This window comes from Caloranaerobacter azorensis DSM 13643 (genome assembly GCF_900129995.1).
Classification (GTDB): Bacteria; Bacillota; Clostridia; order Tissierellales; family Thermohalobacteraceae; genus Caloranaerobacter; species Caloranaerobacter azorensis.
Map to the genome: position 1 here is coordinate 1 of NZ_FQXO01000028.1, position 21,053 is coordinate 21,053.

20 protein-coding genes and 1 riboswitch are annotated in these 21,053 nt (G+C 28.8%); of the genes, 3 read left to right on the top strand and 17 right to left on the bottom strand.

The window, feature by feature from the left end:
* Window positions 1–356 precede the first annotated feature (356 nt).
* From BUB51_RS06090 to BUB51_RS12715, 17 genes are all read right to left on the bottom strand, one after another.
* A complete protein-coding gene (locus BUB51_RS06090; RefSeq protein WP_073196285.1) occupies window positions 357–836 on the bottom strand; it encodes a 4Fe-4S binding protein in 480 nt (159 codons plus the stop codon).
* A 144-nt stretch (window positions 837–980) separates the two neighbouring features.
* Window positions 981–1,676 carry a hypothetical protein gene (locus BUB51_RS06095; protein WP_073196287.1) on the bottom strand — a complete coding sequence of 232 codons (696 nt, stop codon included), beginning with the start codon at window positions 1,674–1,676 and terminating at the stop codon, window positions 981–983.
* A gap of 178 nt (window positions 1,677–1,854) precedes the next feature.
* Window positions 1,855–3,432: a sodium:neurotransmitter symporter family protein gene (locus tag BUB51_RS06100; protein WP_073196289.1), complete on the bottom strand. Its 1,578-nt coding sequence runs from the start codon at window positions 3,430–3,432 to the stop codon at window positions 1,855–1,857.
* A 243-nt stretch (window positions 3,433–3,675) separates the two neighbouring features.
* A complete protein-coding gene (locus BUB51_RS06105; RefSeq protein ID WP_073196291.1) occupies window positions 3,676–4,947 on the bottom strand; it encodes an MFS transporter in 1,272 nt (423 codons plus the stop codon).
* Window positions 4,948–5,009: 62 nt separating this feature from the next.
* Window positions 5,010–6,080, bottom strand: a complete 1,071-nt coding sequence (locus BUB51_RS06110) for a glycosyltransferase family protein (protein WP_073196293.1) — start codon at window positions 6,078–6,080, stop codon at window positions 5,010–5,012.
* 181 nt (window positions 6,081–6,261) lie between these two features.
* Window positions 6,262–7,575, bottom strand: coding sequence for an MFS transporter (locus tag BUB51_RS06115; RefSeq protein WP_073196295.1), 1,314 nt, complete (start codon window positions 7,573–7,575; stop codon window positions 6,262–6,264).
* A 166-nt stretch (window positions 7,576–7,741) separates the two neighbouring features.
* A complete protein-coding gene (locus BUB51_RS06120) occupies window positions 7,742–8,350 on the bottom strand; it encodes a thiamine phosphate synthase (protein ID WP_073196296.1) in 609 nt (202 codons plus the stop codon).
* A 1-nt stretch (window position 8,351) separates the two neighbouring features.
* Window positions 8,352–9,665: a phosphomethylpyrimidine synthase ThiC gene (gene thiC / locus BUB51_RS06125; protein WP_073196298.1), complete on the bottom strand. Its 1,314-nt coding sequence runs from the start codon at window positions 9,663–9,665 to the stop codon at window positions 8,352–8,354.
* Window positions 9,666–9,681: 16 nt separating this feature from the next.
* The gene (thiE, locus tag BUB51_RS13580) at window positions 9,682–10,701 is read right to left on the bottom strand and encodes a thiamine phosphate synthase (RefSeq protein WP_278294225.1); all 1,020 of its coding nucleotides are present in this window, start codon (window positions 10,699–10,701) and stop codon (window positions 9,682–9,684) included.
* Between the two features lie 17 nt (window positions 10,702–10,718).
* The gene (gene thiH / locus BUB51_RS06135; protein WP_073196300.1) at window positions 10,719–11,828 is read right to left on the bottom strand and encodes a 2-iminoacetate synthase ThiH; all 1,110 of its coding nucleotides are present in this window, start codon (window positions 11,826–11,828) and stop codon (window positions 10,719–10,721) included.
* Complete coding sequence (locus BUB51_RS06140; protein WP_073196301.1) at window positions 11,828–12,604, bottom strand: thiazole synthase; 777 nt, start codon at window positions 12,602–12,604, stop codon at window positions 11,828–11,830. The genes thiH and BUB51_RS06140 overlap by 1 nt, the downstream gene beginning before the upstream one ends.
* A gap of 2 nt (window positions 12,605–12,606) precedes the next feature.
* On the bottom strand, window positions 12,607–13,413 hold the full coding sequence (gene thiF / locus BUB51_RS06145; protein ID WP_073196303.1) for a sulfur carrier protein ThiS adenylyltransferase ThiF: 807 nt from the start codon (window positions 13,411–13,413) through the stop codon (window positions 12,607–12,609).
* Window position 13,414: 1 nt separating this feature from the next.
* Entirely contained in the window at window positions 13,415–13,609 is a 195-nt protein-coding gene (gene thiS / locus BUB51_RS06150; RefSeq protein WP_073196304.1) for a sulfur carrier protein ThiS, read from the bottom strand.
* A gap of 127 nt (window positions 13,610–13,736) precedes the next feature.
* A riboswitch (TPP riboswitch) is annotated at window positions 13,737–13,845 on the bottom strand.
* 280 nt (window positions 13,846–14,125) lie between these two features.
* A complete protein-coding gene (locus tag BUB51_RS06155; protein WP_073196306.1) occupies window positions 14,126–15,001 on the bottom strand; it encodes a hypothetical protein in 876 nt (291 codons plus the stop codon).
* A gap of 498 nt (window positions 15,002–15,499) precedes the next feature.
* Window positions 15,500–16,690 carry a class I SAM-dependent methyltransferase gene (locus tag BUB51_RS06160; protein WP_073196308.1) on the bottom strand — a complete coding sequence of 397 codons (1,191 nt, stop codon included), beginning with the start codon at window positions 16,688–16,690 and terminating at the stop codon, window positions 15,500–15,502.
* Between the two features lie 164 nt (window positions 16,691–16,854).
* Entirely contained in the window at window positions 16,855–17,271 is a 417-nt protein-coding gene (locus BUB51_RS06165; RefSeq protein ID WP_073196310.1) for a secondary thiamine-phosphate synthase enzyme YjbQ, read from the bottom strand.
* Between the two features lie 26 nt (window positions 17,272–17,297).
* Entirely contained in the window at window positions 17,298–17,612 is a 315-nt protein-coding gene (locus BUB51_RS12715; protein ID WP_083599527.1) for a S41 family peptidase, read from the bottom strand.
* Window positions 17,613–17,807: 195 nt separating this feature from the next.
* On the opposite strand from BUB51_RS12715, the gene BUB51_RS06175 reads away from it, so the two are divergent.
* Genes BUB51_RS06175 through BUB51_RS06185 form a run of 3 tightly spaced genes read left to right on the top strand, consistent with a single transcriptional unit; the run spans window position 17,808 to window position 21,023 of the window.
* A complete protein-coding gene (locus BUB51_RS06175) occupies window positions 17,808–18,194 on the top strand; it encodes a GntR family transcriptional regulator (RefSeq protein WP_035164181.1) in 387 nt (128 codons plus the stop codon).
* Window positions 18,191–19,090: an ABC transporter ATP-binding protein gene (locus BUB51_RS06180; protein ID WP_073196314.1), complete on the top strand. Its 900-nt coding sequence runs from the start codon at window positions 18,191–18,193 to the stop codon at window positions 19,088–19,090. Before BUB51_RS06175 ends, BUB51_RS06180 begins: the two co-directional genes overlap by 4 nt.
* Window positions 19,065–21,023: a hypothetical protein gene (locus BUB51_RS06185; protein ID WP_073196316.1), complete on the top strand. Its 1,959-nt coding sequence runs from the start codon at window positions 19,065–19,067 to the stop codon at window positions 21,021–21,023. Before BUB51_RS06180 ends, BUB51_RS06185 begins: the two co-directional genes overlap by 26 nt.
* The last annotated feature ends 30 nt before the right edge of the window (window positions 21,024–21,053 follow it).

Sequence of the window (21,053 nt, forward strand, 5' to 3'; positions counted from 1 at the left end):
CTAAAATCTCCAATGTTTTGTTTATAGTCTTGATTAAGGAGTATTATATACATGTTTTCAAAATGTCTATACTTGTAAATATAATCTATAACCTTTGATTTGAATTTTTTGTCTTTTATTCTCATTTTGTATGTTCTTATGTTTTTATTTTCAACTATAGATTTACTCATTTTTTTTAACTCCCTCTATAATTTTTTTAACTACTTTTTGAATTTATAATTGTTTTAAGGTTTTTATAAATATTTTGTAACTGTTAATTATCTCCTCATTATATTTTCTTCTCACATAATATAATTATACTTTAATTAGAAATATCCTTTTAAAAAAAAAAAAAAAAAAAAAAAATAGAGTGCTTATTAGCACTCTCTGTTTTTATTTTGTGCATCTCTTATCATCCCAGTAGCATGTCCCATTGGACATACAACACACCAACTTCTAGGTCTATAGATTACTCCCATTATAATCCCTAAAATTAAAGAAATACTCATAAATCTAAATACACTAAATGCTACTCTCTTAAAATTAAATCCAGCATGATATAAAGAGAAACTAAATACTGTTATCATGAAAAATAATAATATATTTTTAAAAGTCCTAGTAGTCATCCCTTTTGGAAGATTATTCTTTAAACTTATATTCTCTAAAAATTTGCCCAACAGTGAACCTCTAGGGCAATATTTTTGACAATGTATCTTACCTCTCCCTCTAATCGCATGATAAAGCGGTGCTCCCATACAAGCAAAACCGAAAATTCCAAATCTTACATCTAAAATTGATAATACTAAAAATGTAATCATAATAATCCACGACCAATTCATATGAGACTTACCCTTCATGTCAACACCTCCGGATGCAATATTAATCAATATATCGCAATATTAATATATTAATGTATTAATATATTACGATATTGTGCTATATGTTTCAATAGCTGCATCCGAAGTTCTAAAATTAAGTTTTTTCATAATTGTTTCAATTTTCTATACAAATAAGTCTTTACATTTTATCGCCCTATACGATTGAACAATTATTAAAATTAATAGTATAACCGCTAAAATAGGCGGTATAATAGTTAGTAAAGTTGCAAGTGTTGGAGACAGCCCAGTATAGTTTAAAGTTTGATTTATCGCTTCTCTATAATTTGATATTACGAAAAGTCCGTATCTTATCCATATAAAAGATGTCATTATAGACACAGGTATTACTGTTAAACTTAAATTAAATCCAGTTAATGATCTATTTTTTATCCCTCTAACTCCTAAAAAAATAGGTATAAAAAATACTGCCGGTAAAACAAATCCAAAATATTGCGGCGATAATGCTAAAAATAAAATGGATGTAAATAAATACACTCTAAAATACTTGTTTATATAATTAGTATTCCCAGTAAAATCTGCTTTAGCTGCTTTTAAATACCTTATATAATAACTTAACTTATCATTCAGTTCTTTAGAATTTGCATCTGCTCTAAATCCTTTTAATAACTCTTTACCTTTTCTCACCAATGAAGTATAAACATTTTCTAAATTGTCGGGTATTTCAATATTTTTGTATTCATTAATTAAACTATTTATCTCTCGAAGATATCTTTTTCTTTTCTTCTCGCTTATTAAACTTGTCTTTTCTATTTTTTTAATTAGTTGCTCTAAAACTTCTGTTACTTTTGTTATATTCATTGAACCACCCCATCTATTATATTGCATTTAGGAATAAAATCCCCATCAAAATGATGGGGATTTTATTCCTTTTCAGCATTCAATAATGGTCTTATCGTTATAAACATTGAAACAAATATAATAGCCCAAACAGTAATCATAAAACCTAAAGCAGCACCAGTCATATTAACATTCCTCCTTATGAACGGATCAATATCTTACCTTCTTTTAGCTCATTACCGTAATTATTCTTGATTGAAATATATGATTGTATGAACCCAGCTATCAATACGACAATTACAACTATTCTACCACCTACTACCCATGGTATTAACTGAGGTTTATCTACAACAAAAGAAGGTATCATATCAAAATAGCCATCTTCGATATAAGTTTTTGTTGAGAAAAATAGAAGTGTAGCAACCGCAACAGGAGCTATTATTTTAACAAATAAATTAAAAAACCATGTTGGAACTTTCCATATAGCACCTCTATTTAATTCTTCTAAAGCTCTTTCCCTCATTAACCAACCAGCTACTATTACTTCAATTAAACCTAGAACTAATAATAAATATGAACCAACCCAATTATCTACCTCTGTTAAATACACAAGGTCAGCAGTTTTAGTTAAAATTGGCTCAAGTCCTACTGGTAAACCAACAATTATATATCCAAAGAAAATAATCCATGCAGCCTTAGATCTCTTAATTTTCAAATCTTCTTCAACTAATGCAGTCAAATAATTGAACATAGCTATTGCAGAAGTAAATCCGGCAAAAAATAATAGTAAAAACCATAATGCCCCAAATATTTGTCCTCCAGCCATCGATCTAAATACGTTTGGTAATGCAATAAATGATAGCCCTACACCTTTATTTACTCCTTCAGGTCCTAAAAATGCATATGCTATAGGTATAACAGCAGTACCACCTAAAATTATTTCCGCAAACTCATTTAATGAAATAGTCGCTAATGATGAAACTACAACATCGTCATCTGGTTTTAAATATGAAGCATAATTCGCTATAATCCCCATACCAATTGATAATGTAAAAAATATCTGTCCTGCAGCAGCCAACGAAGCTTTCCAATTAAGTTTTGTAAAATCAGGATTCCAAATATAATTTAAACCTTTTAATGAAGACCAATCAGGATTAATAGGACTTCCTAAAGTTAAAGCCCTTATAGCTAATATAATTCCGAATATATATAATACAGGCATCATCAATTTTGCCCAGCTTTCAATACCTTTTTGAACTCCCCTTGTAACTGCTAATGCAAGACCTAATAGGGCTAAAAGCCAGAATATAAATATTTGCGGACTCTGAATATAGTTTACAAAAATATCACCAGTTGACTTCGCAGTATCCATATAACCGCCGGTTACTGAAAGATAACTATAACCTAAAGTCCAACCAATTATTTGATTATAATACGAATTAACTAATAGTGTAACAGCAAAAGCCAATGCCCCTGATAAAGCACCTATTATTGCTGCATTTTTCGGACTTATTCCTTCTCTAGCTTGTAAATACACCATAGGCCCCAATGTTCCATGTCCATATTTTCCGCCATAGCGCCCAAGATTCCATTCGACTAGCATTACCGGAATACCAATCATTACAAGTGCTATAAAATAAGGAATTAAAAATGCTCCACCACCATTTTTAGCAGCTTGATATGGGAATCTCCAGAAATTTCCTAATCCGATAGCATTACCAGCCATTGCTAATATTAGTCCTATCTTCGATCCCCAATTTTCTCTGTTGTTTGCCATAGAATTCCTCCCTCCAAGTTAGTTTATCTGTTAGTTATATTATACGACAAATATCGACATTTTTCAAATATTTTTATTTTTCTGAAAATACAAAAGTATTAAGATTATTTAATTTACTATACTTTTTACAAAGCAAATTTAAATACAATCGTTAATATGTGTAATTATTTTATTTTTATGCAAAATAATTTCAAATTGTTTTTTCTATTAAATTTTTACTATTTCTCTTCGTTCTATTTACACTTAAAATTTAGTCGATATATATTCAGAGTCATTAGCAAGATTCAACAGTCTATTAATTATTAGCATACTTATACCTATTATAAGGAATAAAACTTGAATTGAAAATTTATCTGCTATAAATCCAAATAATGGTGCTAAAATAACAACAAAAAGCGATTTTAATTGACTATCTATAGACATAACAGTCGCTCTCTCATTCTTATTCATATAGTCTCCACATACGTCAACAACCAACGGCCTTCTCCCATCTTTTAATACATATAAAACAAAATATAGCCCTACCACTAAATATATCAATTTAAATTTAATCGCAAAATATAAAACTACAGACAATATTCCCATAATATCGAATGAAATCTGCATAAGTCTACTTGAAGGCAAATATTTATTTAACTTATATATATTCCTGGAAGCCATAGAACTAAATATATAGAATATTCCATACGTAATACCCAAAATCACTTTTATTTGGCTATCAGAATCTAAATTTACAATATATGAAGCCCCCATCAGTAATATGGTAGTCTGTAAAATTGGCTGTATATAGTCCTTTATAGTTTTAAAAATCCCATCATATAGTGATGAACTAATTAAAACCTTCATCAAAACCTCATTGCTGAAAATGCTTTTAAGTTTTATAAAACTATTAACAAAAAATTTCTTAATACTCAAATCGCTTTCGTTCTTTTCATTTAAACTATTAGGATAACTTAAAATTAATAAAAAGTCCAAAATATAAGGTAAAATACAAATAAGAAAAATCCATCGCATTGCAGGTAATTTTAAAACAAAAATTATAGATAAAAATGCCGAAATTGATGAACCTAAAAGTGAAAATGAACGAGTCCTTCCATATACAAAACCCTTATAAGAAAACCATCCTTTTTGTTCTAAATATGAATATATCATGGCTTTATGTGTACCAGATCTAAATGCTTCACCTAATCCAAAAAATATCATGGCTATAACTATTACCATATAATTAGTGCTCAAAAAGAAGAATATAAAAGATATTATATAAAATGTAAAACAAATAAGCAACTCTGTTTTTTTACCATAACTATCTGCAAAAATACCCGAAGGAACTTCAAAGATATATGTTACTATTTCTCTTATAGCAAACAAAACACCTACTTTAAATAAACTCAATCCATTAGCTAATAAGTATATATATAAATACGGTTCAAAAAATTTCAAGTTCTTTAAAAAACCATAAAAACAAAATTTCCAAATCTGTTTATCTTTTTTTATTTCAGCATAAACATTTTGCATATTATCCCCTCCTAATCTGTATAATGATTATTATTAATTCAACAAAATCATTCTTATTCCTCTTAATCTAAAAATAAATACTTAATAATTTCGTCATATGATTTCTTTGCTCTTATATCCCAAGTGTTTTCTTTTGCTATATCTATTCTTTCTAATTTTTTTGATAAACAATCCTCTTTTATAGCCCTTTCTATTATTTGATAACAATTATTATAATTCATAAAATATGTTATTTCACTATATTTCCTCTTTATCTCATAAATTTCAGTAGATACAACAGGCTTCCCGGCAGAAATAAATTCATAATACTTTATAGGATCGCATCCATTAATCATTCTTGTTAATTTAAATGGTATCATTGCTAAATCGAAATGTGATAAATAATATGGAAGCTGTAAATAGTCCTTATGTTCTAAAATTATTAAATTTGGATGTTCTATTACTTTCTTATAATATTTGTTTCTCCCTATAAGAATAACTTTATATCTATCTGATATTTTACTTATAAGTTTATAATCTAACCATGATGCTAAAGCCCCATAATAACCTATTACTTTTTCATTTGATTTTATTGTCGGAAAATCGCTTGGTTTAGGTAGTTTCTCTTGAGCAATTTTAAAATGCTCATAATCTGCTGCATTAGCACACATAAAGATAGGTTTATTATATTTTCTATAAAGTTTATATAATAATTCAGAAGTACAAGCTATTATGTTTGCACAATCAATAGCTCTTTTCAAATCCACAGTCCAAAATAAAAACTCATCTGCAGGCACATCAACGCCATCGAATACGACAAAATCAAAACCCTCTGTAATATATTTATAATGTTTAGGATAAGAAAACCATAGTATTTTCTTGCCTTTTACCAGCTGACTATAATCTGTATTAATTCTAACTACAAACAAATTATCATTTACTTTCAAAATAGGCCTGTTTAATTTTTTATACATTTCATTTGATATATAGATACATCTTACATTATATATTTTAGAAAACGCGGTAGCAAGCTGTTGCGGCCTTTGATATAGTAAATACCAATCTAATAACGGTGGAAAAACAATCGTAATCTCTGGCATTTGATGTTTTATAATATTTATATCTATTTTAGTATTGTTAATTGTAGAATCCATTTTCCCTCTCCTTTTCAATTTTATTAAATATTTCATAATACATTTTATGGAATATAGTAATTTTAGTACTATAAATTTTTTTATATAAGAACAAAAAATGAGATAGTAACGGGAAAAGTTATGGATTCTAAAGAAAATAAAAAATAGGCACGAGCTTATATTAAACTCATGCCTCATTTTATTAAGCTGCTATTTGACTTTCTCGATTTTTATCTTCATTAACTCTGTTATATTTTTTAACATAAGTTTTTAGTAGTATTATTGTAGCTATCGCATATAAAATCCCCGCGATATAATAAGGAATTCTATATCCATCTAATAAGTATTTCCCAACATTAAAAGCCGGTATAATCATTATACGCCCTGCAATAAATGAAGATAATGCACGAGTTCCTGAACTAAATAACGAAATTATTCCTGCAAGAGGAGCTCTTTTCTCTTTTTCAACAAATTCTAATGGCAAACTATACATAACTGGCATAGCTAAATTCATAAGTCCCGATCTCATGAAGAAAGCAGCCGTTAATACTGGTACCATAGCTGAACCAAATTGATCTGAATTAACGATTATCAACATAAAAGGTACTGATGCTAAAGACGCCGCTCCTAATGTTACAACAGAACCTATCCTCTTAACTAATAATGGACAGACAAACATTCCAATAACCATTGCAAAATATTGAACTGAAAGTATATTACCAACAACAGTAGGCTCTAAATTTAGTCCATTCTTAAAGAAATTAGCAAAGAACGGACAAAACAATCCCGCTCCAAGTCCTATAAAACCCATATATACTAAATACAACATTACTTCCTTGTTAGCAACTACTTTTAAATCCTGAACTAGAGTCGATTTTTTCTTTTCAACATCTAATCTTTCTTTTTTATCAACTTCGTCCATCGCCATAATAGGAAAAATCCCTAACAATCCAATTCCAGCAGAAATAAAAGTATAATATTTATATGCAACTAATTCGCTTACTCCCAGCTTTGATTGAAAAATTGAAATAAAGTTCCCTGAAGTTTTAGTTATTATTACAACCGCTAGCCAGTATAGTCCAAACATAACTGCCATTACTGATGATCTTTCTTTTTCATTTGTATTAGCATTTATACATGGTGCAGGAAGTACCTCGTAAACACCTTGAGACAATCCAAATATAAAATTGATAACATAAAGCAGTAAAACATTTGGAATAAAACCATTTAAAATGAGACATATCGCTCCTACGATTGTACCTGCCATCAATACAGGCTTATATCCAAACTTATTAGCTCCTCTACCTACAGGAACAGCCGATACTGCCATACCCAATGTATGCATCGCAAATGCAGTCCCCAATACTTTGGGATTAAAAGTTTTTTCGATTATTATCCCCAATCCAGTCCAAGTGGCACCCATCAAGATAGCAAATAAAACGTTTGTTAATATAAATAGTTTAGCATTTTTTGATGAGTCCTTAACATCTTTAATGTAACTAATTACTGCGTCCATTAATACATCCTCCTATCATGTTTATTTTGCTATCCCGTTAATTATGCCACAACATCTGTTGTTTTTCAATAATATAAAGTATTTTTTTAATATTTTATAAGTTATTTTTAAAAATGTTATAAAAATCGTTTGATTTGTTTGAAAATTTTAAAATGATTTTCATTTCTTATTTTTTAGATAAAAATTCGTTAATTTTCATTTTTAGTTTTTTAGCAGACAAAAACGGTTCTTCCGAAGCCATTATATATGACATAACTGCAATCCCATCGGCTCCTGCAGATAAAACTTTATCTATATTTTCATGATTTATACCACCTAATGCTATCACAGGAATTTTCACATTCCTCTTTATCTCTTCAATCATTTTTATGCCTTTTGGTTTCAACCCTTTTTTACATTCCGTTTCAAATATATGACTAGCCAAGATGTAATTTGCTTCGTACTCTTCAGAAATCATAGCTTCTTCTAAACTGTGTACAGATACACCTAAAAGTCCTTTAAATTCGATTTTTTCTTTTATAAATCTATCAAAACTTGTATGAAACCCTGACGCTTTTATATTTTTTGCAACATCTAAATTTCCGTTGACTATTAATGGTATATTATAGCCGTCAAGAATATTTTTTAGTTTAACTGCAGTAGGCAGAAGTTCATTATAAGATAAATCTTTCTCCCTTAATATAACGACATCTACTCCACCTTTTACCGCATCTTCTATTACTTTAATAAAACTGTCTTTTTTAATAATTTTCCTATTAGTAATAAGGTAAAGCATTTTAGTCGTCCTCTCTTAAAATATTTATATTTTTACCCTGCATTACTTTATTTATATTTCTCATAGAACACATTTTCCCACACATCGTACAACTGTCTTCATGCTCGGGCATAGATTCTCTTCTATATCTTTTTGCCTTTTCAGGATCAATAGCTAATTCAAACATTTTTCCCCAATCTAAATTTTGTCTCGCTTTACTCATTTCATAATCCCATTTTCTTGCACCCTTAATATTTTTTGCTATGTCGGCAGCATGTGCGGCAATTTTAGTAGCAATAATACCCTCTTTCATATCTTCTAATGTAGGAAGTCTTAAATGTTCAGCAGGTGTTACATAACATAAAAAGTCTGCACCATTCGCAGCCGCTATAGCTCCTCCTATAGCACTCGTAATATGATCATATCCCGGTGCAATATCTGTTACTATAGGCCCTAATACATAAAAAGGTGCTCCATGGCAAAGCTTTTTCTCAAGAATCATATTTGCAGCTATCTCATTTAAAGACATATGTCCAGGCCCTTCTATCATTACCTGTACATTTCTTTCCCATGCCCTTTTTGTAAGTTCTCCAAGCACTATAAGTTCTTTAATCTGGCTTGCATCTGTAGCGTCATTTATACTTCCTGGACGGCATGCATCACCAAGACTTATGGTTACATCGTATTTTTCGCATATATCTAAAATTTCATCAAAGTATTCATAAAATGGATTTTCCTTATTGTTTAATTCCATCCATGCATATAATAAAGAACCACCTCTTGATACTATATTAGTAAGCCTTTTGTTTCTTTTGAAAACTTCAGCAGTTTCTCTATTTATCCCTGCATGGATTGTCATAAAATCTACACCATCTTGAGCATGTTTTTCTACAACCTTTAAAAATTCTTCTGCTGTTATATCTTTAAGCTCTTTATCATAAAAACCAACTGCATCATATACAGGTACAGTGCCTATCATAGCTGAAGACATATTAATAAGCTTTTTCCTAAATTCTTCAGTTTTTCCATAAGAACTTAAATCCATAATCGCTTCAACATTCATTTTGAGAGCTGCTTTTACTTTCTCAAGCTCCTTTTCAATATTGCAGCAGTCTTTTGAAATTCCTAAATTTACATTTATTTTAGTCCTTAAACCCTCTCCTATTCCTTCTGGATCAAGCGAACTATGGTTTTTGTTAGCAGGTATTACAACCTTACCCTGTGCTATTTTCTCTCTTAAAACTTCAACATCTATTTTTTCTTTTTTAGCAACTAATTCCATCTCTTTTGTAATTATGCCTTTTTTAGCGGCATCCATTTGAGTTGTATAATTCATATCCCATTCTCCTTTACTATATAGTTTTTAGTAATTTTCTTATACTCTCTACTTTTTTAACTATATCCGGCGAACTAACAATTTCAGATATCATAGCAAAACATTTTCCACCGTATTTTTTAACTTCTATAATATTTGACTCTTTTATCCCTCCTATTGCTACATAAGGAATTTGAATGTTTTCTGAAACCCATTTGAGATACTTTAGCCCTTCAGATTTTTCTACATTCTTTTTAGTTGTAGTGTTAAATATAGGCCCTACTCCTATATAATCTGCACCTTTTTCAACCGCTGTTTTAGCCTGCTTAATATTATGTGTTGACAAGCCTATAATCATATTACCTGCTATCTTCCTGACTTCTTCTATAGGCATATCATCTTGTCCCAAATGAATCCCATCAGCCTCTACAGCAATAGCTATATCTACATCATCATTAACAATAAAAGTTACTCCACTATCTTTTGTTAGTTTTCGAATAGCCTTGCATTCATTATATTTCTCAAGTTTACTTTTCTCTTTTTCTCTATATTGAATAATTTTTATTCCAGCCTTTATCATTTCTTCAACTACCTGAATATTAGTTCTACCTAAAGAAAACTCTTCAGCAGTAATTCCGTATATATCAGTATCAATGAAATCTTTTTTTAAACCAAATTTCTTCTCCAAATCATAAGACTCATATCTTAATCTTTCATATACTTTTGATTTATCGTAATGCCCTAATACTTTAAGAGATTCTTCAATACTTCTTAAACCTTCTTGCACTCTTTTAAAATTCGCTTCTACTAAACTTAATAAATCTTCTTTGTTATCGATAGTGCTGGATTGTGATATGCTAAGCCCCAAATCGTTACAGGAATCTCTAAAAGTTATCAGTTTAGAATCTGAAAAACTCTTTCTAACAATATGACGCATTTCTTTAAGACTTCTAGACATATCACTATCTTCTAAAATAAACCTAGATATGTCTTCTAAAACTCTCAACCCTTCAGAAACTCTATTAATATTTGCATCAATCATTCTGTAAATATTCATAAGAGAACACCTCAACATTAATAATCTATCTGCATCCAGTCCTTAAATACTGGCTGATATCCTTTTGATAATATAGCTTCTTTCATTTCTTTAACGCTTCGTTTATCGGATATCTCAAATTGACTATCACTTTTCGTTTTAGATGAATGTCCGCCAACTTCTGTAGATACTCCTGCTGACATTTTAGTAACTCCTAATGGAATTAGATTATCCCTTAATTTCTGATTTTCTCTTGTAGAAATCGTAATGCCTACACGGGGTAGAAAAAGTCTTAAAGATAGCATTATTTGAACTAAATTCTTATCGCTTACTGGATATATGTCTTCATATACTCCTATGTGAGGCCTTATTCTAGGTAAAGAAACGCTTATTTCTACGTCAGAATATTTATCCTGCAAATATTTTGCATGAAGCCCTGTCATAAAGGCTTCTTTTCTCCAGTCATTCAAGCCCAAAAGAGCACCTATGTTAACGCTTCTCATTCTGGCTTTGCATGCCCTTTCAGGAGCATCTAATCTAAATCTATAATTTTTTTTAGGCCCAGCTATATGGACTTTATCATATATATTTTCATCATATACTTCTTGATAAATAGTAAGTCCATCTACTCCCGCCTTGATAACTTCTATATATTCATCTTCTTTAAGAGGATATATTTCTATAGAAATAGAATCAAAATATTTCTTCAAAATTTTTACTGCATCAATTATATAAGAAACAGGAGTTTCTTTTCTCGATTCGCCTGTTAATATTAAAATATGTCTAAGCCCTGTAGACGAAATCACTTTAGCTTCTTCTTCTATTTCCTTTAAAGTTAATTTTTTTCTTTTAATTTTGTTCTCTATATTAAACCCACAATATGAACATCTATTTATGCAAAAATTAGAAAGATACAATGGTGTATAAAGAAGTATTGTTTTACCGAAATTTTGAATTGTTAATTTATGTGCTTTTTGTGCAACCTCTTCTAAATGCTTTTCGGCTTCATTTGACAGAAGAGCCAAAAAGTCGTATTCATCTATTTTATCTTTATTTATTATCCTAAATATATCCGCTGATGTTATATTTTCCAAAAATTTATTAAATTCAAAATCCTTATATTTTAAATATTCTCTATAGAAACTCATTATTTCTCACCTTCGTTTAAAAATCCTGTAAGTGGTGAAGAAGCTTCAGCAAACCTTTTTTCAGGGCCTAATTTAGAAGTATAAGCCAATCGCCCAGCTTCAACTGCCAATCTGAAAGCCTCTGCCATTTTAACAGGATCTCCAGCAGTGGCAATAGCTGTATTAACTAACACTGCTGCTGCACCCATTTCCATAGCTTCAGCTGCATCAGAAGGCTTACCTATACCAGCATCTACAATTACCGGCAAGTCTATTTCATCTATCATAATCTGTATCAACTCTTTAGTCTTAAGCCCTCTATTTGTACCTATAGGTGCTCCTAATGGCATAACTGCTGCTGCCCCAGCTTCAACTAGCCTTTTAGCAGCAATTAAATCTGGACTCATATATGGCAGCACTATAAATCCTTCTTTTGCTAATATTTCAGTAGCCTTTATAGTTTCGTAATTATCTGGTAGAAGATATTTATTATCTGATATTACTTCTATTTTTATCCAATTTCCACATCCCAGAGCCTTTGCCAATCTTGCTATTCTTACCGCTTCTTCTGCATTTCTTGCACCAGAAGTATTTGGAAGTAAAATGCAGTCTTTAGGTATATACTCGAGAATATTTTCTTCTTTAGAATTTAAATCTACTCTTCTTAATGCCATAGTAATTACCTGTGATTTAGAACTTTTTATAACATCTGGAATTACTTTTTTACTTGGAAATTTACCAGTTCCTATAAATAATCTACTTTCTAGCTCGATTCCACCAATAATTAACTTATCCATAATTAAACATCCCTTTCATTCATAATAATTCTTAAAACTGTATTTGCCTGATGATTAGCTGCTATTCCAACTCTTGGTGCCATTAAACCACATCCAACTTTTGCCTCATTTATTCCGTCACCTACCAGATAAAAATTATCTTTTATTTTTCTGGTTGCTATTGTATTATTAGAAAAGTAGCCAGCTAATCCAGATGCAGCTACTACAACTTTTTCCGGTATTTTATTTAGTACTGTATTTACTAATGTTGCTTTAGAATAAGGGTTATCAAGAGCTTCTACTATAATATCTACTTCTTTAAAAATTTCAGTAATATTGTTTTCATCTAAATACACATTTTTTATATCTACGTTTACAAATGGATTAATTTGAAAAATAATATCCTTCATAGCACATGTTTTATACATACCTATATGTTTTATAAAATACTGCTGCCTATTTAAATTACTAGGTTCAACGACATCAAAATCTACTAAAAGAAGCCTACCTATACCTATTCTCGCCAACGAAATAGCCACATTAGAACCAAGTCCCCCAAGTCCTGCAATTCCTATGTATGCCTTTTTTACTTTTTCATGGACTCCAGGAGTATGGCGTGCAATTAAAAGAGCTTCAAGCTCGTCTTTATCAGGAATTTCTCCACGTTTAATCAATGTCAATCTATCATTTTCTTTTAAAGGCATATCTTCTTTTATAATAAATCCGTTTAATACAATTATATCTGCATCTTTTTTAATAATATCTCTAACTTGAAAAGCCGTAGTACCCTCTGCTATCTCAAATTTTCTTTCATTCAAAAATATTTTCAAATTAACCTCCTCCTACAAAACTTACTATTTCAACTCTATCTTCTCTATTTAGTATTCTATCTGTATACTTTTCTTTGGGGACTATTCCAAAATTTACCTCGACAACAACTTTATCTTTATCTAGTCCAAGACTTTTAAGAAGTTCATCTACTGTTATTTCCGTTTCAAAATTCATCTCTTTTCCATTGACTATCATATTTTCACCTCCTTCCCATTCTGCTATTTTGATGAACCTAAAAGAAAAAGGGAAGCTATCTACCGCTTCCCTTATAACCAAATGTCTGTAAAAACAAAAATCACAAATTCCTAGAGAATTTGTGATGAATTACAAACACAAACTTCCCTACGATGGCATTACCCACATCAGGTTATAAGGGTCAGAGATAACATCTCTTTCTCAGCCTATCACTATAGGCTCCCCTAGTTGTGCAAATATTCAGTTTTAATTCTACAAAAATTATAACATACGTTTCCCTCGTTTACAACCAATAAAATTATTATTCAAAACTATAGTCAAAGTAGAATTACTTTAATTAGTAATTTAAATGACAGTTTTATAAAATTCGATTGCAGTTTTTTAAAAAAGTTTTGTTAATACAACCTAAATCATTAACGATTAATAATTTTTTATTGATTATAAAAAATTATTACTTTAAATGAGAAGGGGTAGTTTTTAGGGATTTAGTTAATTCAAATATGAAATAAAAAACAATCATTGATTTAAAGACTGTACAAGTTCTAATATTGTCTTATCATTCACTACTGGAGAATAGATAGCAGTCGGTAGTATTATAAACTTGCTTTGATTATTTATCTTATAATACAAAACTGGTCTTAAAGAAATAAATTTAGGTTTACTATCATTAACCTTGCTAACAAATTCAAACTGAAAAACCTTTGTTTCTCCCTGATCTATATAAGGCTCTTCTTCTAAATATTCTGTCATATTAAAATCTTTACCTATCTTTATTATCGTTTTAACCGGTGTATTTAATTGAAAATCAAGATTTTCAATATGTATTTTTTCTCGGGTGTTATTTAATATTTCTACTCTATACCAATCAAAATATCCACTAATAAAAGTTTTTTTACCTAAATCTAAGTCTTTAGGCTTAAATCCTTTTTTAATATCAATAACCCATTTCCCTATATCATACATTTTTTGTTGATTATTAGAGTCTATTATTTTTAACTTGCTAATAATATATTTCCCTGGTTTCATCTTTGGTAATCTTAATCCAATAGTATATAATGAATACTTTTCCTCTTTTGGGCCTGGTAAATAATTCGTAAAAGTTGCAGTAATTTCACCTTTATTAGAAAGTAAGATATATTTTTTATATGATTGCTCGTTTTTTTGCTTTGCTGAATGAATTTGAATTGCTGACAATTGTATATATGGTTCCTCTTCTTCAAAATATGCATGATACGAATCCCATTTCATAAAGTATAAGCCATCTGCAGGCCAATTATTAATATCCTTATTAATATTCTCTTTTTTTTCATTATTATTAACATCACAAGCAATAGTAAAAGTAATAACCAACAAAATAACAAAAAAAATTTCTAATAATTTAGAAATATTCAAAACATTCACCGTCCTTAATCTTTAATTCAAAAGTTAATTAAAAGTAAGGCTTAAGAACACGGCTAGTCTTCCAACTACATTGAAAACTAGCCGTTCTTAAGCCTATTCTATAATTTATAATAATATATGTCAATTTAAGCTATTAAATAACTTCAATTCGTAATATGAAAAATCAAATCTATCTATGCTATACTAAATCTAAAATAGGATCAAGGAGTAATTGAACTTCTTCGCTACAAAAACTATACAATAACTATACAATTTTATAGATTCAAGGAGATTGAAGATTAAAAATACCTGCTTCTATAAATTATTGCTTTCTTTTTTACTTATCTGCATCATATATTATTTATCGGCACTTTTTATCAATATCTTAAATTACGAATTGAAGAATTATAAATAGTTAAAAAATATAAGCGAATAATTACAAAGCTTTATTTGTCTATGAGCGTTATTTTTCAATTCATTAATAATATAACTTCCTCAATAAATTCTATTTTAATCTACATTATCATTAATATTCAACAAGTCAGTAAGTTTATTACCAAAAACTGATTCAATATAAAGATTTTCTAAGTTCCAAAATTCTTTAAATTCTATATACTCTTTAATCGCTTTTTTATTACAATTATCCTTTTTTATTGCACGAATCATGATATTTTTAGGAGTATGTTCCATATCTATAAACTCTATCATTTGAGTCGAATATCCCATTATTTCCAATACATTACTCCTTATACTATCTGTAACCAAAGATGAAAGCCTTTCTTTTATTATCCCATGTTTTAGCATAGGGATCATTATAGGATTTTTAATTTTTGAAAACAGTTCATGTTGACAACATGGTACAGAAAGTATTATCTTTGCATTCCACATTACAGCCTTACTAAGCGCATCATCAGTAGCAGTATCACAAGCATGCAATGTTACAACCATATCGACTTTTTCAAAACCATCAAATCCCTTTATATCTCCATGTATAAATTTAAGTTTATCATAATTTAAGTCTTCAGCTACCTTGTTGCAAAAATCTATAACATCTTTCTTTAAATCTAATCCTACTATATTAACATCTAAACCAAGAATATCTACTAAATAATAGTAGAGGGCAAAAGTTAAATAAGATTTACCACACCCAAAATCGACTATATTAAAACTTTCCCCTATCTCTACTTTCGATATGACGTCTGAAACAATTTCTAAAAATCTATTTATTTGCCTAAATTTATCATATTTTTTTGAATATATTTTACCCTTTTCATTCATTACTCCTAATCTTACTAAAAATGGGCATGGTTTCCCCTCTTCTATCAAATAGTTCTTTTTACGATTATGACTTAAATCTACTAAACTCTTTGTTGGTTTTTTCTTAAGTATCTTAACCTTTCCCTTTTTGCTAATTAAAATCTGATAATCGGCTTCTGTTGTAAATAAAACAGCCTGCCTAAAATATGTGTCTATTAATTTCACTACCTCATTTGAAGATTCATTCAAATCTATATTTTTATGCATAACCTTATTTTTATAATGATATGTAAACTGTATATTAATAGAATTTTTAATCAATACCGGCTTTATCGTAACCTTTGAAAAATTCTGTTCATCTTTAACTTTGACTTTGCTTAAAACACCATATATTAAACTATTTTTATCAATAATCTCATCAAGTAATTTTCGAATTTCATCCATCTACATATCGCTCCTTTAATTTACATGCAAGTTTAGTTATCCTATAACAACTTACCCATTTCTCTAATACTACAAATCTTAAACTTATTAATAGCATAATATTTGTTTTTTCCTATATCTCTTTTCCCTACAATCAATTTGTCATAGTATCATAAAATTTTTTTCTATTCTCCTATAATCTTTACTAAAACTCTTTTTCTCCTTTTCCCATCAAACTCTCCATAAAATATTTGCTCCCAAGGGCCAAAATCTAATTTTCCATCTGTTATAGCTACAACAACCTCTCTTCCCATAATTGTCCTTTTTAAATGTGCATCTGCATTATCTTCGAATCCATTATGATCATATTGAGCATAAGGCTTTTCTGGAGCTAGTTTTTCTAAAAAGCGTTCAAAGTCTCTATGTAATCCTGGTTCATCATCATTAATAAAGACACTTGATGTGATATGCATAGCATTGCACAAAAGTAATCCTTCTTTAATACCACTCTCTCTTAAACATTCTTCAATTTGAGGAGTGATGTTTATAAAAGCTCTTCTAGTTTCAGTTTTAAACCATAATTCTTTTCTATAAGTCTTCAAAATACCTACCTCCTATATATTGAAAATTATTTATTATTTTTTACAATTTTTATCAGCTTTTCAATTTGTGGATCTCTTCCATTTAGAATATCCTGTATAGTAGTATAAACCTCGATATCAGGATGTAAACAATCTTCAGGATCATTTTCTGTATTTGGCCTTATGATTTTTTTATAAGATACAGAAAACATAAAGCCTGAATTTGGAGTTTCAAAACTCAAAATATCTCCATAACTAGAAGGTTGATTACCTGTAGGCTCTCCAATTACCTTTCCTATATTGTTATCCTTTATAATTACAGCAAACCAATTCCCAGAACTAAACGTATAAAGTTTTTTAATACCGTTTTCAGTTCTTCAATACCCCATTTTATTGGATGCTCTTTCCATTTATATAATATACCTCAGTATATCAAAATACTTATTTTATACGCAAGGTATGATAAAGTTTCAACTGTTGACAATAATATGAAAAATGTATATAATAAGTGTATTAATACTAATAGTACAGTTATTACACATATAAGGAGGTGCAAAATGTTTCAAATAGACTTAAAAAATCGAAAACCAATATATGAACAGCTTGTAGAAAAATTTAAAGAATTAATAATAAACGATGTATTAAAAGCAGATGAAAAAATTCCATCTGTAAGAGATTTAGCAAAACAGCTAACTATAAACCCAAATACTATTCAAAAAGCATACAGAGAATTAGAAAGACAAGGATATATATATTCTGTTCGAGGGAGAGGGAGTTTCGTATCAAAAAAAATAGAAAAGGTGGATAAAGAAAAGGTGGAAAAATTAAAAAATGAAATAATAAAAAACTTATCAGAGTTAATATATCTAGGATTTGAAAAAAAAGAATTAATCAAATTATTAGAAGAAACCTATGATAGAGTGAAAGGAGGAGAAAATAAATGATTAGAGTAAAAAATTTAGATAAATATTTCGGTAATTTTAAAGCTTTAGATAATGTAAATTTAAATGTTCCAAAAGGTTCTATATATGGTTTAGTTGGTCCTAACGGTGCCGGCAAAACCACATTAATAAAACATCTAACAGGCATATATAAGCAAAATAACGGAGATGTAGAAATATTAGGAGAAAAGGTATACGAAAATATAAATATCAAATCAAAAATAGGCTATATACCCGATGACTTATATTTCTTCCCTCAATATACAATTAAAAACATGGCATCATATTATAAAAGAATTTATTCTGATTGGAATGAAGAGAGATATCAAAAATTAAAAAAAGTATTTGAAATAGATGAAAACAAAAAAGTAAATAAGCTTTCAAAGGGAATGCAAAAACAAGTGCTTTTTTGGCTTACTCTATCAATTATGCCAAAAGTAATGATACTCGATGAACCTATAGATGGACTTGATCCTTTAATGAGAAAAAAAGTATGGAATTTAATAGTTGAAGATGTAGCCGAAAGAGAAACAACTGTACTTATTTCATCTCACAACTTAAAGGAACTAGAAAACATATGCGATCATGTAGGTATTATGCATAAAGGTAAAATGCTTATAGAAAGCAATTTAGATGAACTAAAATCCGATGTTCATAAAATTCAAATAGCATATAAAAATGATTTCCCAACTAATTTAGATAAAGAACTAAAAATACTTTATAAGGAAAAACGCGGAAGTATATATTTATTAATCGTAAAAGGCAATAGAGAAAAGATAGTGTCAACCTTTAACAAATATAATCCTATTATATTAGACATACTTCCACTTTCCCTTGAGGAAGTATTTATATATGAGTTAGGAGGTGCAGGTTATGAAATCACAAACATCATATTTTAATAAAGCTATCATAATAGAAGATTTGAAAAGATTCTGGGGAATAGGAGCATTATACTTTTTAGCCTTAATATTTAGCGGCCCAATATTCTTTTTAATCGATATAGAAAATACAGATACAATTAATTCTTACTTTGAAACATATATAAGTATAGACAATCATGTTTTTCAAATAATATTTGCCATAATATTCCCATTAATACTAGGAACTCTTATTTTCAGATACATGCAACTTAAAAATTCGACAGGTATGATACATTCTTTTCCATTTACAAGGAACATATTATTTAATAGCCATGTATTAGCTAGTTCAATCATATTATTTATACCAATTTTTGTGAATTTTATAATTATGTTTTTTATTTATAATGGGATATACACAGGAATAAATATAACCGCTGGTGATATATATAGATGGTTATTGGTTACATTAATTTTAAATTATACCGTATTTTTAATGACAGTATTTACAGGTATGATAAGTGGTGTCTCTTTGATTCAAGCTATATTATCTTTAATATTTTTACTCTTGCCTCTAGGATTAACAGGTTTAGTAATGCTAACTCTAGATACAATGTTGTTTGGCTACGCTGTAAATGATACAATTATTGAAAATTTTGCTTTAAAAGTAATACCTATAACTGGAGGTTTATTTGGAGAAAATATAAATCCTTTATTGATAATATGGTATATAACATTATTGGTTATTCTATTTTTAGTTTCAAAATTCTTATATAATAGAAGAAATTTAGAAAGTGCCAGCGATAGTATCGTATTTGATATATTAAAACCTATATTCAAATATGGTGTTACATTCTGTAGTATGATTTTAGGAGGATTATATTTTTCATTTGCAGTTACAAAAAATCATTTTTGGCTATATTTTGGATTTTTTATAGGCGCATTGTTCGGCTACATCATAGCAGAAATGATAATAAGAAAGTCTATACGAGCATTTAATAAACTATATGGTTTTATTCCCTTTGTTATAGCCGCCGGTTTATTTTTCACAATTATTGATTTAGATTTAATAGGATATGAAAATAAATTACCTAATTTAGATGAAATAGAAGGTGCATACTTTGGAAGTTATGTGAATGAAAAGAGTTTAAAAAAGGATGATTTACTGATTCGTAATAAGAATGGTATTATTTATATATTAAAACTGCATGAAACGATAATAAATAATAAATCTGAAATAGAAAATACACTATCAGAAAACCGAAATAGGCGAATTGCTATAGGATATAAATTAAAAAATGGAAGTATTTTAATGAGAGAATACTCTGTACCTCAAAAAATGTTTAATAATAATCCATATATAAAGAAAATATACGAATTAAAAGAATATAAAATAATTAATAATAGTATATTTAGGATAGATCCAAATAAAATACAAATCATAAAAATCAATCCAATGTATTCAAACGAAATTATTACAATTTCTAATAAAAATGAAATAAAAGAATTCATAGAAGCTGTAAAAGCAGATATTCTAGAAGAATCTTATGAAGAAATGACTACAAAACAGGAACCTTGGGCATATATTAATGTTGAATATATAGATAATGTTAAATCGCACAAGCCAATGATAGTACCAGAATGGAAAAAATCATATAAGAACTTGGAAAATTGGCTAAAAGAAAAAGGATATTACGAAAAAGCAAGAATAACACCTAATGACATTGAATATGCAGTAGTAAAAAATATAAAAGGAGCAGAAAACATTGATAATATATATGATTTTGAATCTATAAAGAGTAAAAAAATAGAAATTAAGGACAAAGAAAAAATAGAAAAACTATTAAGAACTTACGAAAATTTTTCTTTAAACAATAAACAATATGCTGTAGTATTTTACTTGAAAAATTCTAATAGGATAATTGGTTGGTATTCTGACGAAAATGTACCAGATTTCATTAAAAACAGTATATAATATATGAAAAACATCTGCCCTATTAAATAA